The organism is Streptomyces sp. DvalAA-14 (assembly GCF_900091855.1).
Lineage (GTDB): Bacteria > Actinomycetota > Actinomycetes > Streptomycetales > Streptomycetaceae > Actinacidiphila.
This window is the reverse complement of the sequence record NZ_FMCH01000540.1, coordinates 1-15,366: the sequence shown is the minus strand read 5'-3', so window position 1 is coordinate 15,366 and position 15,366 is coordinate 1. Positions and strand designations below refer to the sequence as shown.

The following is a 15,366-nucleotide window of genomic DNA, read 5'->3' as shown; positions in this document are numbered from 1 at the left end:
TACAGGTCACCGATCAGTGACCGAAGCGTGACGCGACCTCACCGGGCAAGCGAGCTGGCGCCATTGCGGGCGTCGAACAGCCGCACTACGCCGGACGCGGCCCCCAGGGCAACCGGTCGACGCCGGCGCAGGTGCCGGCGCTGTCGGCATCTGCGCGCCGGGAACGCCGCGGTGAGCCGGTCGGGCGCCTTCCGGCCGGGATGCGGCGTCGCCGTCGCCCGCACGAACGCACTGACCCGACGACCGCTGAGCTTGCGTGCTTCCGGGTCCCAGTCCACCATCAGGACGCGCAGTCCGCTCGCGGACTGTCCCGGCCGCGCGGACGACGCGACCGGGGGCCGAGGACCGGGGGGTGGCGGGGATGGCGGACGCGACAGAGGCGGCCGACTCGACAGACGCGACAGACGCGACAGACACGGCGCACGCGGGGCGGCGTGCGGACGAGGCCGGGGAGGACGGCGGGCGGACCGCACCGCTGGACCGGCGAGTGTTCATCGTCGCGGGGGTGGTCCTGGCCGTGCTGATGGCACTGTCCCCGCGCTACGGCTTCCACATCGACGAGCTGTACTTCCTCGATTGCGCCCGGCACCTCCAGGCGAGTTATGTGGACCAGCCGGTGCTGGCGCCGCTGCTGGCCCGGGTCTCACTGTCGCTGTTCGGGGTCTCGGAGGCGGGCCTGCGGCTGTGGCCCGCGCTGGCCGCCGCGGGCACGGTGGTCGTGGGCGGGATGACCGCGCGGGAGTTCGGCGGCGCACGCCGGGCCCAGCTGCTCGCGGCGGTGGCGACCGGCACCATGCCCGTGCTGCTGGGCGGCGCGCACATCGCCAACACCACCTCGTACGAAGTGCTGGCGTGGGCGGCCATCGCGTTCGTGGTCGTCCGGCTCGGCCGCACCGGCGACACGCGGTGGTGGCTCGCCGTCGGAGTCCTGGTCGGCATCGGCGCGGAGTTCAACCACCTCGCGGCCATATTCGGCATCGTGCTGCTGGCCGCGGTGCTGCTCGGCCCGGCCCGCCGGACCGTGGCCGACCGCTGGCTGCTCGCGGGCGCGGTGGCAGCCGTGCTGCTCGTGCTGCCCGATCTGTGGTGGCAGGCGCGGCACGGGTGGGCGATGTTCGCGATGACGCGGGCGTTGCACAGGGAGAACGGCGGCCCGGGGAACATCCCCACCTGGATCGTGGGGCAGCTCGGCATGTCCTGTCTGGCGATGGCGGTGCTGTGGATGGCGGGCCTGCGTTTCCTGTGGCGGTCCGACCGGCCGCTGTGGCGGTGCCTGGTGACCGCGTACGCCGTGCTGTTCGTGCTGTTCGCCGTGACGACCGGAGCGCAGGTGTACTACCTGGGCGGGCTGTACGTGTGCCTGCTGGCGGCCGGGGCGGTTGCGCTCGACGGGTGGCTGCACTCCCGCCCGGGCCGGCTGCGGGACCTGATGATCGCAACGGCCGCCTCGGCCGGGCTGCTCGCGGTGATCGTGCTGCCGGTGCTGCCGTCCTCCGACGTGGGCTGGACGTACGGCATCAACACGAATTCGGGGCAATCGCTCGGCTGGCCCCAACTGGTCGGCACGGTGCGGCAGGTATGGACCGGCCTTCCGCCCGGGCAACGCGCGCACGCGGTGATCTTCACGGCGGACTACGGCGAGGCCGGAGCCATCAACGAACTCGGCCGCGGTACCGGGCTGCCCACCGCCGTGAGCGCCCAGAACACCGACTGGTGGTGGGGCCCAGGCGACCCGCAGGCGACAACCGTGCTGGCCGTCGCCCCCGGCCCCGACAACGCCCCCGGATACGCGGCCCATCTGCGCCAGTACTTCCGGGTCGTCCGCGTGGCCGCCACGCTGTCCAACCCCGACGGCGTGCACAACATCGAATGGGGCGGCCACGTCTACATCTGTACCGGCCCCCGCCGCCCCTGGGGCGAGATGTGGCCCGCACTGCGCACCTACGCCTGATGCCCGCGCCCCGCGGCACGGGCCGGGCGGCATGAGGCGTCCTCTTCTGGTTGGTGCCCCCGTCGCCGGTCCAGATGTCGAGCGGGGTGCCGTTGGCGGTGCCGTGGCCGGTGGCGTCACGGGCCAGCCTCCGGGCGAGGCCTCGGGCGAGACTTCAGCGACCGCTGTCAAGCATCCGCCCTGCCGAGTCGGCCGTCCTGTGCAGGGCCCGAGGCGTAGGCAGCCATCCGGCGAACGGCATGTCGTCCGAGGGTGGGCCGGTGATCATGTCCAAGCTGTCGGTGGTCACCTTGTCCAGCCGGGCGCCGTCCAAGTTCGCACCCCTCAAGTTCGCGCCCCTCAGGTTCGCGCCGCGCAAGTCCGCGCCCCTCAGGTCGGCGCCGCACAAGTCCGCGCCGCACAGGCAGGCGTCGCGCAAGGACACCCGGATCAAGTCGGCGTCGGACAGGTCCGCTTGGCACAGCATGACGCCATTCAGCCGCGCGCCGGTCAGGTCCGCGCCGGCCAAGTGCGCCGACCGGAGGTCGGCATGACTCAGATCGCATCCCACCAGCCGTGCACCCTCCAGGTCCATACCGGCCGGACTGCCGGGCGCCAGGTGCACCGTAGTGTCGTTCGGACCGGGGGAGAGCAAAGGAATCGGGGCGCGGAATTCGTGCACGACGGGAGCTCCTGTGGGTCCTGGATTCCGGCGCCCGAACGGCAGCCTGGGCTGGGCGCGAAGACTGGCAAGCGAACACGGGGCGACAACGTTGTCATATATGGTCGCTGTGCCACCCGGGTACGTCAAGAAGGCGGCGGCCAGGGACCGAAACGGGCTACCCCGACTTCCTCCTTGTGCGCCGTGACCTGGGATTTTCTTGGACAGTCGCCGGGAAACGCTGCTCGGTTCCGCGGGTAGGAGCGAACAGTGCCAGAGGCTGGGGCCATGACCGAACCTATGGATGAACCGGGTGGCCCAGGAGGCAGGGCGACGTCGTTCGGGGCGCAGCGCGACCCGTCCCGGGTGGTCGCCTTCAGCGACGGCGTGATCGCCATCTCCATCACACTGCTCGTCCTGGAGATCCGGCCGCCGCGCGACACCCGCCACCTGCTGGCCGGCCTCGGCCACCTCTGGCCCTCCTACCTCGCCTACGTGCTCACCTTTCTGCTGATCGGTCAGGTGTGGGCCAATCACCACATCATGTTCGACCACATCCGCAGCGCCGACCGCGTGGTGCTCTTCCTGAACACCTTGGTCCTGATGGACATCGCGTTCCTGCCGTTCGCCGCCTCCGTGCTGGCCGAGGCGTTCCGGGACGGGCACGGGCGGCGCACGGCAGTCGTCCTGCACGGCGCGGCCTTCGAACTCCTGGCCGTGTTGTTCAACGCCATCTGGTGGTGGGCCCGTCGCGATCGCTGGCTGCTCACCGCCACCATCGACGCGGCTGGTGTGACAGCTGTCACCCGGCGCTTCCGGCTCGCCCTGGTCTGGCTCGCCACCGGAACCCTCCTCGGTGCCCTGATTCCGGTACTCGGCGTGGCAGTGAGCGGCGCCTTCATCGTCTACTACTGGCTTCCCATTGCCGGCGAGATCTCCGAAGCGAAGCGGCGACGCGGCCGTGGAGGGCGGACGTGAGCGCCGATGCGGGGTCCTCGGTACCGTTCTCGAACGGTACCGAGGATGGCAAGAGCGACAGCGCTCAGGTCATGTGGCTGCGAACTCCTGGCCGTCGACGGTCATGAAAAGGGTGTTGAGTCCCTCTGCCAGCAATGGGTGCGTGACGATGAGGTTCGACATGGCGGTGGCGGAGAGCTTGCCGAGCATGGCGGTCTGGATGATCGTCATGATCTCGCCGCCTTCGGCGCCGAGCACCACGGCGCCGAGGATTTCCCCCGAGCCCGCGTCAATGACAGCCTTCATGAAACCGCGGGTCTCCCCGGTTTCGATGGCCCGGATAACGCCGTTCATCGGGAGCTTCGCGATGTGCACCGGGCGGTTCTGCTCGCGAGCCTGCTGTTCGCTCATGCCGACGCGACCCAGTTGTGGGTCGATGAACATCGTGTAGGGGACAATCCGATCCCGTGTGCTCCTTTTCTCGGGACCGAGCAAATTCGCCCGCAGGACGCGGTAATCGTCGTACGAGAGGTGGGTGAAGGCCGGCCCTCCCTTGACGTCGCCCATGGCGTAGGTGCCGGGGACGGAGGTTTCCAGGTATTCGTCGACCTCGATGTAGCCGCGGTCGCTGAGCCGAATTCCGGCCGCCTCCGGCGCGAGTACTTTCGTGTTGGGCACCCTGCCGATTGCCGCCAGCAGGTGCGAGCCTTCGATGCGCTCCTCGCCGTCCGGCGTGCGAACGGTCAGCCGCACGTGCCCGGGGTCCGCCTCCTCGACCCGGAACGGTGTCGCCGAGGTCAGGATGGTGATCCCCTCATCGCGCAGGATCGCGGTGACCTCGTCGGATACGTCGTCGTCCTCCATCTTCAGCAGGCGCGGACCGGTCTGGACGATGGTGACCTCACTGCCGAACCTGCGGAACATCTGCCCGAACTCCAGGCCGATGTAGCCCCCGCCGAGGATGATCAGGTGCTGAGGGAGCGTGTCCAGTTCCATAATGGACGTCGAGTCCAGAACGGGAATGTCCCGCGCTCCGTCGATCGTCAGTGGCCTGGGGCTGGTACCTGTATCGACCACAATCACCGGGGCGCTGATCTGCCGCGTCCCACCGTCGCGCAACGCGATGTCGACAGTCTTGGGCCCGGTGAAACGGGCTTCGCCCTCGATCAGGTCCAGTCCCTCGGGCGTCAGGCGGCTCGCGTAATTCTCGCGTGCGCCCGAAACCATCGCCCTCTTGCGTTCGCGTACGGCCGCAAGGTCGACCGACACCGGACCCGTACGTACGCCGTATTCAGCGCCTCGGCGCGCCTGATAGGCCAGGCGCGCGCTGGCCACCATCGTCTTGGTGGGCGTGCAACCGGTATTGACGCAGACCCCGCCGAGATGCTCGCGCTCGACAAGCGCCACCCTTTTGCCGGCCTTCGCCAGATCAGGGGGGAGGAGGCGACCGCCTTGGCTGGTTCCGATCACGATCACGTCGTATCCGTTGTCTGCCACAGCAAGATCGTAACCCCATAGGTCGCCGCGTTTGTGGGCACCGGTGAACGGGGGCGGGTCGCATTTCGCATCCCATGGCCGGTGCATACCAAGGGGGCGCATTCGGGTGCTGAGCCGGACCGGCCGAGCGACCGCGGTCGACCTCAGGGAAAAGGACGATCACGCTCCACCGCACATCACGCCGGCGGCCCCTTCGGCTTCACCTTCGACGCAGCCGGCCGGGTGGACGTAGGCGGCCTGGCCGAGCGCTCCGCGGCCGGTTCACCTGCACCCGGGGCAGGGGGCTGTCAGTGCCCGGCGGAACCTCGGCGCGACCTGAGACCGTCCATGAGCAGGTCGAGCAGGCGCCGGCTCTGCTCGGGTTCGCCGGACTTGGCGGCGACGGCGAGCATGCCGAGAATGCCGGCCGATACGTCCTCGGCGCGGGCGTCGGCGCCGTCGCCGCCACCACGCCGGGCACCGGGTGGACCGGCACCTGGTACGCCGCCCTGGACCGGCACCTGAGCGCCCTCACCGACAGCCGCCGCCTCACCGTGCCCGTCGGACTCCTCGCCGTCCTGATGGCCGTCGTCCTCGGCGCGGGACACGCGGCGCTGCCCGGCCACGGCAAGACCATCATGGCCGCCTACCTGGCAGGCCGTCAGGGCCGCCCCCGCGACGCCGTCACCGTCGCCGGAACCGTGACCCTCACCCACACCGCCTCGGTGCTGGTGCTCGGGGTGGCGCTCAGTGCCTCGTCCGCGCTCCTCGGCGAAGCCGCCCTGGCCCGGCTCGGCACGGTCAGCGGCATCATCATCACCGCCGCGGGGCTGTGGCTGCTCCCCGCAGCGCTCCGCACCCTCCGCTCGGGGCAAACGGCCGGACGCACGCACCACCACCACGACGACGGCCACGGACATCACGGCCACCACCACGGTCGCGACCGGGCACCAGTAGGCGTGCCCCGACCCCTCTCCCCGGACGCATCGCCAGCCACTGCCGGTTCCGGTCGGTCGGCGGCACGGACGATTCTCGCCGCTGATGACGCCCCCGCTCACCATCGAGGACATGAAACAGCCGAACCCCATGAGCACGGCCATGATGGCGCCGGCCACCGCCACAGCCACGATTCGTCCGGCCACCGCCACCACCATCAGCACGCCGCCGGCCGCAGAAGAGGCGGACTGATCGGGATCGGCGTGGCCGGCGGCCTGGTCCCCAGCCCATCCGCCCTCGTCGTGCTGCTGGGCTCGATCGCGCTGGGACGTACCGCCTTCGGCGTCGCGCTGGTCATCTGTTACGGCCTGGGCATGGCCGCAACCCTCGCCGCCGCAGGCCTGTTGCTCCTCAAGGTCCGCGACCGGATCCCGGAACTCGACGGCACCCGCTGGCAACGGCTCGCCATGTGGGGCACCCGGGTGACTCCTCTGGGCGCAGCGCTCCTGGTCCTGGCCGTCGGCGTGGGTACGGCCCTGCGTGCCATGCCCCGGTAGAGAACCTGCTCCATCCCGATCCCGATCCCGACACGCCCGAGGAGAACACCGTGCGCTCCCACCAACGCCGCTTCGCCGTCCCCCTCCTCCTCAGCGCCGCGCTCGCGTTGACCGCCTGCGGCGGCTCCGGATCGTCCACGGGGGCTCTGGTAACCGGCGCCCCGATCCCGCACCCCACCTGCCGCGTGCACCAACAGGTCCTGCCCGACGACGACTACACCGGCGGCAAGGACGGCAGCCCCCTCGCCGTCCTCACCATGCTCCGCTACTTCACCGCCCAGAAGTCGCTCCCCTTCTGCGACGGCAAACCTCCCACTGCCCAGGACGCTGCCTGGGCCCGGCTCTATACGGACCTCACCCGCGACTGAAGCGGTGCGGGCTGTGCGGTCCGTGGGAGCCTTCGGGGCGTGGTGATGGGCGACCTCAGCTCGGCTTGCGCCACACGGAGATGTGCTTCGTGGAGTCCTGGGTGAACGGCGCCCCGTCCCAGTCCGCGAGGCGACGTTCCCTCTCGAGCCCGGCGATCCGTGCCATCAGGTCGAGCTCCGCCGGCCAGGCGTAGCGGTGCCGGGAGTTGCCGCGGTGGTGCGGCCGTCGTCGCCGTCGCGGGTGAAGTGGTGCGAGACGAGCATCTGCTCGACGAGGTCGAAGGTGTCGAAGCCGAGATGCCGCTCGGAGACGTCGAACGGTACTGCGACCTGGCCGGGCGGCAGGAGCCGCAGCGGCGGCACGCCCAGCTCGATGACGAATCGGCCGCCGGGCCCCAGATGACGTGCGGCGTTGCGGAAGCACTCGACCTGCTCGTCCTGCGTGAGCAGGTTGGTGATGGTGTTGTAGACGAGATAGACCAGGGTGAATTCGCCGGGAACGACGGTGGTGGCCATGTCGCCGATGACTACCGGGAGCGTGTCCTCGTCGATCTTGCCCCGCAGCACCGCTGCCATGTGCTCGGACAGTTCGATGCCCACGACCGGCACGCCGCGTTCCCGGAGCGGGACGCCCACTCGTCCGGTCCCGATGGCGAACTCCAGCGCCCGGCCGTCTCCGGCGAGCTCGGCGAGGAAGGCGAGAGTCGGCCCGAGGACGGCGGCCGAGGACATCTCGGTCTCCCCGGCGTCGTAGCGGTCGGCGGTCGTACGCGTCCACAGCTCACTGCTCGTCACGGGCGGCCACTCTGCCGGGTACCGAGGGGCGCTGTCGACGCAATTTTTATCTTCCACCCGGCTCCGATCACGCGGTTCGGGGCGGGCCGGTACCGATCTTTCAGGGCAGCCGCCCAGCTCGGGGCCGCACGCGGCATCCACCAAGCCTTGTCGGCGTTGCGGCCCCGTCGGGGCCCACCAGGACGGGTGGCGGCTGTCCCGCGCTGGCTGTCGCGCACCGGCACGTCGTGGGGCTCGCACCCCCACCGGCCCGGCGGTGGGCGCCCGCTGTGTGCACCGCCGTCGTGCCGGTGCCGGCCCGGGTGGGCGCGGACCTCACCGTGCGGCCGTCCGCTCGCGCTACTGAGGGCAACGAACCGAAGCCGTAGGTGAGCGACGGCAGAGCCAGCCCGCGGCGGGTAGCGTATTCAGCGGGGGCATCCGCGACAGGGCGGGAGTGGAGAACGCCATGACCAAGCCCAGTACACATAAGGCCTCGCGTCGGGTCTCGCGCCCCCCGGCTTCGGAGCGGAGCACGCCGCCGGCCGGAGGGCGCCGTGCGACGCCTCGGCAGGCCTCGGAATGGCTGGCCGAACGTGATCCCGTCATCGCGTCCCTCATGGAGGAGTTCGGACCCCCCTCTTTCCCGAAACCGACCGAAGCTCGCTTCGCCGTGCTGGTCCGCTCCATCACCCAACAGCAATTGGCTGGACCTGCCGCACGGGCTATCCACGGGCGCCTGGTCTCCGCCCTTGACGGCGAGGTGACGCCCGAACGAATGCTGTCGGTGCCGGAGGAGACCCTGAGGGAGGCCGGCCTGTCGGGCAGAAAGGCGGCGTCGCTGCGGGACCTGGCCGGGAAGATCATGGACGGAACCCTGCGGCTCGACGGCCGTGCCCTGTCGCGTGAGAGTGACGAGGAGATCGTGGCGCGTCTGTCGTCGGTACGGGGTATCGGCAAGTGGTCGGCTGAGATCTTCCTGATGTTCCAGCTCCGGCGCCTGGACGTCTGGCCCACCGGAGACCTCGGTGTTCGCAAGGGCTACGCACTCGCCTGGGGCGGCGACGTGCTCACGCCCAAGCAGCTCGAGCAGGCGGGTGACGTCTTCCGGCCCTATCGGAGTATCGCGGCCTGGTACTGCTGGACCGCCCTGCGCTCAGGGTCCGGCAACGGTCCCGAGGTGAGCTGACCAGCCCCCTTTGTCGGTAAACCTCCCGGATCCCGGAGGAGCAAGGCTCGCGACATTACGGGATTAATCCGCGTTGGGCGCCGGTCGCCTGCGGCACGGCTCACGGTGTCGGTGCCCATCACGAACGCAGTGATGGGCACTCCGACGGGCGGATCGGCCGAAAATCCGGCGGCAGCGGCGTGGGGCCGGGGGAGTTGCCGGGGGTCAGAAGCCGGGGAAGACGCGGCGCAGGTCGTCGAGACGTACCGCGTCCCCGGTCAGGGAGACCGAGGCCGGGGTGTGCTCGGGCGCGTGGCGGCCGGCCACAAGACGCAGCCACCATTCGGCCGGGGCGGTCAGTACGCCGTCCGGCTTGTCCGGCGTCGTGCCGACGGTCACGGTCTCGCCGAGGTTCAGCCCGAGCGAGGCGGCCGGATCGCTGAGCTCAACCGCCAGTTCCGCGTGGCGCCCGTCGAGGGCGGCCGGATTCGAACTGAAGCCGGCGTACATCGGCATCAGCGCCTGGAGCACGGGCACCGCCTCGGGGAAGATCCCTGCCGTGGCATCGAAGCCGACCTCGACGTCCCATACGTGGAAGGCGAGTTCGCTCAATCGGAACGTTCCCGCTGTGGCCACGTCCACCGGCTGCGGTGTGAAGCCCAGATCGATGCGGAGTTCGGCACGGGTCGGGCCGTCGAGTTCCTCGTACGCGGCGACCAGAGCTTCGTCGGAGGCGAGAAAGCCGTCGGCGCGGTCGGCCGGCGACATCGCGTCCCAGCGGGCCCAGGTCGACTTGTTGAAGTCGGCGCCGGGGTTGCCGGTGCCCGCCAGGGCGCCGCGGAGCGTCGCGAGGTTGATCTCCGCACCGCTGCCGAGATGGCTGAGCACTTGGGAGACGTCCCACGCCGAAGCGCCGGAAGAATGGGTGAGGTCACCGGGAGCAAGCTTGCGGACGAACGCCGCCAAGCGGTCGTGCCCGGTGCGCAGCACGGATATGACGTGGTCTGCGGAGACTGCCATACGTATCTCCAGGGGGAGAGGGGTGGTGCGGTCAGCCTACGGGAGCGCCCAGAGCCCGGCCGCCGCCGTGCGCCGGCGAACGGTCGGGCCGGCCGTGACGGTGTAGTCGCAGCGGATTGCAGATCCGCTTGTCGAGGCGCCCCCGGAAGACGCGGGTTCAGCGCCAGAACTTGCCACGGCGGTAGAGCGAGATGACCACGTACACCACGACCACCGCCCACACCGCGACGAAGATCGCGACGCCCCAGTCCGGCAGTTGGAGACGGTGGTGGCCGTTGGCGGAGAGCATGTCCATGGGTTTCTCCCTGCAATTCGGTGGCGGCAGCCGGACTCGTTCGGCAAGGAAGCCAACCCCTACCTGTGCACCGCCGGATGTAGAGCCAGCGCGCCGGCGCCACGGCCGTATGCTAAGGGCTGTCCCGTAATCCCCGGCGGGCGCGCGACGACAGCTACGGCACCTCGTTGCGTTGTCGGGCCCGTCCGAATACGACCCGGTATGAGGACGACCCTCCGCCTTGCGATGCACCGCATCTGACGCCGCACGCTGATCCACCGCGGATTACGGGACAGCCCTTAGTTCCTGTAATGGAAGTAGAGCCATATTGCGACCAGGGCGAATATCACCCCAAGAAACGCAAATGTGGTGACCGTGTCACTGTACGGAACCCAAATGATCGCCTGGTTCATTATTGCTCAGGTTTCCCTTTCCGCGAGATTGCAAGGAAGAAGATTCCCTTGAGGCATCCTCGCGACAGGGAACCTGTGACAGGCGTCGACTGCGGGCCAGCAGCGGTCAGGTGATAGCAAACCGGGTGCGCAACTCGGCGTCCTTGGCAATGTCACGCCGCAGCAGCAACGCCGGCATCGACAGCAGGCGGCGGGTGACGGCGTGCACGGTGGCTCGAAGACCACCGGCTCCTCCGGTTCGAGGTCATCTTCGCCCATGCCTTACACAAGCCCCGGGCGAGAACTCACCGCCCCCGGGGTCAACGTCGCGAGTTGTGCGCTGATCAGGTGTCGATCGCGATCGCGATCGCGATCGCGATGGCGACGAGTCGGCGTTCACGGCGCAGAGCCCGATCGACGAGGTGCACCAGGCGATACACGAGGAATCGTCGTCTCATCATCTCCTGGACGCGGGCGGTCTCGGTGGGATCCAGGAGCCGGGCGGTCGCCCGCACGGTGGGTGCCCCGGTGGGAATGATGCCCTTCATGTTACAGGGGGCAATGGTCACTTGGGGGTTGTTGCGGATCCGCTTGATCTTTCCGGTCTCCGGCGGTGTCAGGGCGTAGAGGGTGCCCTGGTGTATGAGGCTGCCGACGGGGGTGGGCACCGGTTGCCCGTTGCTGCGGAACGTGGTCAGGCTGACGTACTTGCCTTCGCCGATGCGGTCGAGGGTCTGCCGGAGGTCGCTCGGCGGGGTGGACATGGAGGTCTCCGGGATCAGTGGGTGTGGCGGCCGGCAAGGGCGCGTGCGGTGCGGGCGGCCTGGTCCTCGACGGACGAGCGGGTGTTCCACGGGCCGGGGAGCATGTCCTGCTGCTGGAACAGGGCCAGTCCGTGGGCTGCCGAGGCGACCTGGACGAGCAGTTCGAACGCCTCGTCCGGGTCGGGGGCGATCCGGCCGCTCCTCCTGCAGTCCCCCGAGATGGGAGCGCTGCCGGTGCTCCGCGCCGCGACCGACCCGGGCGTAACCGGGGGTGAGTTCTACGGCCCACGCGGATTCCAGCAGAGCAAGGGCCATTCCAAGGCCGTCCGCTCCAGCCCGCAGTCGTACGACGCTTCGCTCCAGCGCCGCCTGTGGGCAATCTCCGAGGACATGACCGGCGTCAAGTTTCCCACGTAGGGCCGCACCCTCCACGGATCGCTGCCCCGTACCGCGCCGCCCGGATCTAGGCCGTGTCTGACAAATAGCGCCGTCCGCCCGCAGGGCGGGGCCCCGCGGCGTCTGGTGCGTGCGATCGCAAGGCGGAGGGGTGTCCTCGTAGTGGGCTACTCGGACGACCCCGACAACGCAGCGAGCGCGCGTGCCAGGCGTCGCGGGGCAGGCGGGATTTGTCAGACACGGCCTAGGGGGCACCCTGGTCCAGCAGCGTGCGGTAGTGCTTGGCGTGCAGGGCCAGCTCTTCGTCGGTGACGCCGCGCGCGTCGTGCAGGACCAGGGGCTCGGCCCAGGCCAGGCCCATGCGGCGGGCGGTCTGCCCCAGTGGCCGGGGCAGGTCGCGGACCGCGTCGGTCAGGGCCGCGTTGATCCGCGAACGGCCGGGGTCGGGGTGCCCCGCGATCACCAAAGTGCGCGGGGCGCGAACCACGCTCGGCTCTTCCGCCACAGCAGACATCGAATACCTCCGGACAAGAACGAACTGGAAAACGAGGGTGGCCCGGAAGGGCCGGTCAGGGGCGGGTGTGCTCGGCGACAAGGCGCCGTGCGGCGTCGCGTGCCTCTTCCACCACCGACTGGTCCTGGAGCAGGCGCCCGGACGCGAGCGCGCCGTCGATCAGCAGACCGATCTGTCGTCCCAGTCGCTCGGGCTCAGCGGCACCCGCAGCCTCCGCCAGCTCCGTCAGCCAGGCGTTGCGCCGCTCGGTGTGGGCGATCGTGATCGCCCTGGCCTCGGAGTCCAGCGGCGCCTCCACCGCGGCGCTCACGAAAGGGCAGCCGAAGAAGCCATGCCGCGCGAAGGCGTCCAGCAGCGCGTCGAAAAGCCCCGCGAGCTGCTCGGCGGGACCGGATCCCGCCCGCTCCGCCGCCGCGCGCAGCTGCTCCCGCCAGGACTCGTCGGTGGCGCGCAGATACGCGGCCACCAGTGCCTCCTTCGTCGGGAAGTGCGCGTAGAGGGTGGACTTGGCCACACCGGCCTCGACGATGACCCGGTCCATCCCCACACCCCGCAGTCCGTGCGTGTAGAACAGCTCACCGGCCGCACCGAGAATCCGGCTGGCGCTGCTCGTCTTCCGTACCTGTGCCGGCACTGTCCCCACCTCCTTCATCAGACAGACTAGTCCGTACGATTAACGGACCGAAGTCTGCGGGCGGTGACCTCCGCCATGCCGTCACGCCCGGCGTTTTCCCAGCTCCCGGCCTCTTCGCCACCGGAGCGGCCACCGATGGCGGCGGCCACGACCGCGTGTGAGGCTGGGAAGGACCTCACGGGACGAAACGGCACAGAAGGAGAGGCTCCATGGCTGCCCGGACGATGGACGCAGTCGGTGCGTATCGGGGGCTTCCAGTGGAGAACCCGGAGAGCCTGCAGGACGTCGTGGTGCCGATTCCCCAACTGCGCCCGCGCGATGTCCTGGTCCGGGTGGAGGCGGTGTCGGTGAACCCGGCGGACGTCGGCCTGCGGGCCGGCCTGCCGAACTCCCGCGAACCCCGCATCCTCGGCTTCGACGCGTCCGGTGTCGTCGAAGCCCTCGGCAGCGGGGTCAGCACGCTCGCCGTGGGCGACGAGGTCTGGTACGCGGGTGACTTCAACCGTCCCGGCAGCAACGCCCAACTGCAGGCGGTCGACGAGCGCATCGTGGCGCGGAAACCGGCGTCCCTCTCCCACGCCGAGGCGGCCGCACTTCCGCTCACCACGATCACCGCGTGGGAGTCCCTCTTCGACCACTTCGAGCTCACGTCGGAGTCGCGGGGAACGCTGCTGGTGATGGGTGCCGCCGGAGGTGTCGGGTCGATCATGATCCAGCTCGCCAAGGAACTCACCGACCTCCGGGTACTGGCAACAGCAAGCCGCCCCGAGTCCGCGGCCTGGGTCCGCGACCTCGGCGCCGACGGCGTCGTCAACCACCACGACCTGGTCGCGACCACGCAGCAGCAGGCACCGGATGGCGTCGAGTACATCTTCAGCCCGCACTCGCGCGGAAACATCGATGCCTTCGCGACCCTGCTACGGCCCTTCGGCCACATCACGGCCATCGACGACGCGGAGGGCCTGGACCTGCTCCCGCTGAAAACCAAGAGCATCACCTGGCACTGGGAACTGATGTTCACCCGCCCGATGTTCGAAACCCCGGACATGGACGCCCAGAAGAAACTCCTCGCCGCTGTCGCCTCACTCATCGACAACAAGCGGCTGCGCACCACGGCGACCACCGTCATCGACGACTTCAGCGCCGCCGGGCTGCGCGAGGCCCACCGCCAGGTGGAATCCGGACACACCGTCGGCAAGGTCGTCGTCACCCGCTGAGGACCAGCGGCAAAGCCCCTCACGCATCCTGAAGGCCACACACCGGGTCACCTCACCGCGCCGCGGTCAGGATCACCTGTCGGGTCCGGGTCCGGGTCCGGGGCCGCGAGGGGGTTGGAGGAGTCGGGGCCGTCCATCTGCCTCCATGCGGGGAAGATCACCGGGCTGAGCGTGGCGAGGAGATACACACTCCCAATCGCCAACATCGCGCTGAACAGACCGGCCGAATCCACAAAGAGGCCGGCGGCGAGCCCACCCAGCGGGGTGATCGTCAGGACCGAGGCGGTTGTCACGCTCAGCACACGGCTGCGCAGCTCGTCGGGCACGGTCTCGTACATCACCGTGGCCAGGATGGGGTTGAGAATGCCGAAGGCGAGGCCTTCGATCGCCATGGTCACGGCCAGCGGCGTCACGGTGTCGGTGAGAGCGGCGACCAGGAACCGGGGCATGCCGCCGATGAGGAACGCGACGGTGAACACCGGCCACCGTCGGACCTGGCCGGCCACTGCTCCATAGACCAGGGTTCCGGTGAGCGCGCTGACGGAGAACAACGCATTCAGCAGGCCCAGGGCGGCGGACCCACCTAATTCTTCGCGTACGTGAACCGGGAGGAGCACGGCGCTCCAGCTCTGGTCAAGGCCCTTCGTCACCAAGGTCATGAGACAGATGCCGAGGAGAAGCGGTGTGGCGAGCACATAGCGGTAGCCCTCACTCAACGCGCTGCGGTACCTGCGCGGCAACGCCGGTCCGGATCGCCTCTGCGGCTGTGCTTCGGCCAGGCCGCGCAGGCCGAACGCGAGGAGTGAGGCTGACACCGCGAAAGTTGCGGCGTCCAGCAACAGGACATTCGTCGCGCCCAGGAGGGCGATGAGCACACCGCCGACTGCCGATCCGATCATCCCCGCACAGCGAGAGGCGCCGTCATACCACGCTGCGGCCCTGGCCAGCGGCATCCCGGCAGCGTCGGCGAGCGTGGGCAGGAGTACGCCGCGGGCAGTCTGGCCAGGGGCCTGGAACAGCCCGGTGACGGCCATCAGCCCGCAGAGCGTCCAGAACCGCAGAACGCCGGCGAACTCCAGCAGCGGGACGGCGGCGACGGCCGCGCCGCAGACAAGATCGGACGCGATGCCGACCCGCCGCCGCCCCAGCAGGTCGATGACCGGACCGCCGACTACCGCAGACAGCACCACCGGCAGCATCGTGCAGAATGCGACGATCCCGGCCTTGGTAGCGCTCCCGGTGCTCTGCAGCACAAACCACGGCACCCCCATCCCCGTGAGCGCATTCCCCGTGATGGACACGATGTTCGCGGCAAGCACGGCGGCGAA

The 15,366-nt window shown here is 69.7% G+C and carries 15 protein-coding genes and 1 pseudogene; 7 read left to right on the top strand and 9 right to left on the bottom strand.

The genetic code is table 11. The annotated features are described in order from the left end of the window. Positions 1-361: 361 nt before the first annotated feature. Positions 362-1,951, top strand: a complete 1,590-nt coding sequence (locus tag GA0115240_RS29095) for an ArnT family glycosyltransferase (RefSeq protein WP_093741234.1) — start codon at positions 362-364, stop codon at positions 1,949-1,951. A 154-nt stretch (positions 1,952-2,105) separates the two neighbouring features. Here GA0115240_RS29095 and GA0115240_RS29090 read toward each other — a convergent pair whose 3' ends face one another. Continuing rightward, positions 2,106-2,612 (bottom strand): pentapeptide repeat-containing protein, encoded by a 507-nt coding sequence (locus tag GA0115240_RS29090; RefSeq protein WP_305112978.1) that lies wholly within the window; start codon positions 2,610-2,612, stop codon positions 2,106-2,108. Positions 2,613-2,879: 267 nt separating this feature from the next. On the opposite strand from GA0115240_RS29090, the gene GA0115240_RS29085 reads away from it, so the two are divergent. Next, on the top strand, positions 2,880-3,569 hold the full coding sequence (locus GA0115240_RS29085) for a TMEM175 family protein (protein WP_237555299.1): 690 nt from the start codon (positions 2,880-2,882) through the stop codon (positions 3,567-3,569). 69 nt (positions 3,570-3,638) lie between these two features. On the opposite strand, the gene GA0115240_RS29080 is transcribed toward GA0115240_RS29085, so the two are convergent. Continuing rightward, positions 3,639-5,045 carry a mercuric reductase gene (locus GA0115240_RS29080; protein WP_093741233.1) on the bottom strand — a complete coding sequence of 469 codons (1,407 nt, stop codon included), beginning with the start codon at positions 5,043-5,045 and terminating at the stop codon, positions 3,639-3,641. A 290-nt stretch (positions 5,046-5,335) separates the two neighbouring features. Here GA0115240_RS29080 and GA0115240_RS29070 point away from each other — a divergent pair, with 290 nt between their 5' ends. After that, positions 5,336-6,517: a HoxN/HupN/NixA family nickel/cobalt transporter gene (locus GA0115240_RS29070; RefSeq protein WP_161302541.1), complete on the top strand. Its 1,182-nt coding sequence runs from the start codon at positions 5,336-5,338 to the stop codon at positions 6,515-6,517. A gap of 50 nt (positions 6,518-6,567) precedes the next feature. After that, complete coding sequence (locus tag GA0115240_RS29065; protein ID WP_093741229.1) at positions 6,568-6,885, top strand: hypothetical protein; 318 nt, start codon at positions 6,568-6,570, stop codon at positions 6,883-6,885. Between the two features lie 55 nt (positions 6,886-6,940). Here the strand turns inward: GA0115240_RS29065 and GA0115240_RS29060 are convergent. Continuing rightward, positions 6,941-7,680, bottom strand: a pseudogene (locus GA0115240_RS29060) (class I SAM-dependent methyltransferase). A 598-nt stretch (positions 7,681-8,278) separates the two neighbouring features. Between GA0115240_RS29060 and GA0115240_RS29055 the strand changes: the two are divergent. Continuing rightward, complete coding sequence (locus GA0115240_RS29055) at positions 8,279-8,848, top strand: DNA-3-methyladenine glycosylase family protein (RefSeq protein ID WP_161302539.1); 570 nt, start codon at positions 8,279-8,281, stop codon at positions 8,846-8,848. A gap of 204 nt (positions 8,849-9,052) precedes the next feature. On the opposite strand, the gene GA0115240_RS29050 is transcribed toward GA0115240_RS29055, so the two are convergent. The 3 genes from GA0115240_RS29050 to GA0115240_RS29045 form a co-directional block, all read right to left on the bottom strand. Further along, on the bottom strand, positions 9,053-9,847 hold the full coding sequence (locus GA0115240_RS29050; RefSeq protein ID WP_093741225.1) for a maleylpyruvate isomerase family mycothiol-dependent enzyme: 795 nt from the start codon (positions 9,845-9,847) through the stop codon (positions 9,053-9,055). Between the two features lie 157 nt (positions 9,848-10,004). Further along, complete coding sequence (locus GA0115240_RS37355; protein ID WP_161302537.1) at positions 10,005-10,142, bottom strand: hypothetical protein; 138 nt, start codon at positions 10,140-10,142, stop codon at positions 10,005-10,007. Between the two features lie 715 nt (positions 10,143-10,857). After that, entirely contained in the window at positions 10,858-11,277 is a 420-nt protein-coding gene (locus GA0115240_RS29045; protein ID WP_093741223.1) for a PPOX class F420-dependent oxidoreductase, read from the bottom strand. 48 nt (positions 11,278-11,325) lie between these two features. On the opposite strand from GA0115240_RS29045, the gene GA0115240_RS38780 reads away from it, so the two are divergent. Beyond that, positions 11,326-11,694, top strand: a complete 369-nt coding sequence (locus tag GA0115240_RS38780; RefSeq protein WP_237555298.1) for a hypothetical protein — start codon at positions 11,326-11,328, stop codon at positions 11,692-11,694. Between the two features lie 223 nt (positions 11,695-11,917). Here GA0115240_RS38780 and GA0115240_RS29030 read toward each other — a convergent pair whose 3' ends face one another. Then, on the bottom strand, positions 11,918-12,187 hold the full coding sequence (locus GA0115240_RS29030) for a hypothetical protein (protein ID WP_141708999.1): 270 nt from the start codon (positions 12,185-12,187) through the stop codon (positions 11,918-11,920). 55 nt (positions 12,188-12,242) lie between these two features. After that, positions 12,243-12,821 carry a TetR/AcrR family transcriptional regulator gene (locus tag GA0115240_RS29025; RefSeq protein WP_256070050.1) on the bottom strand — a complete coding sequence of 193 codons (579 nt, stop codon included), beginning with the start codon at positions 12,819-12,821 and terminating at the stop codon, positions 12,243-12,245. Between the two features lie 224 nt (positions 12,822-13,045). On the opposite strand from GA0115240_RS29025, the gene GA0115240_RS29020 reads away from it, so the two are divergent. Then, complete coding sequence (locus GA0115240_RS29020) at positions 13,046-14,038, top strand: zinc-binding alcohol dehydrogenase family protein (RefSeq protein ID WP_093741217.1); 993 nt, start codon at positions 13,046-13,048, stop codon at positions 14,036-14,038. A gap of 47 nt (positions 14,039-14,085) precedes the next feature. On the opposite strand, the gene GA0115240_RS29015 is transcribed toward GA0115240_RS29020, so the two are convergent. Beyond that, the coding region (locus GA0115240_RS29015; RefSeq protein WP_202451854.1) for an MFS transporter at positions 14,086-15,366 on the bottom strand (1,281 nt) is incomplete at its 5' end.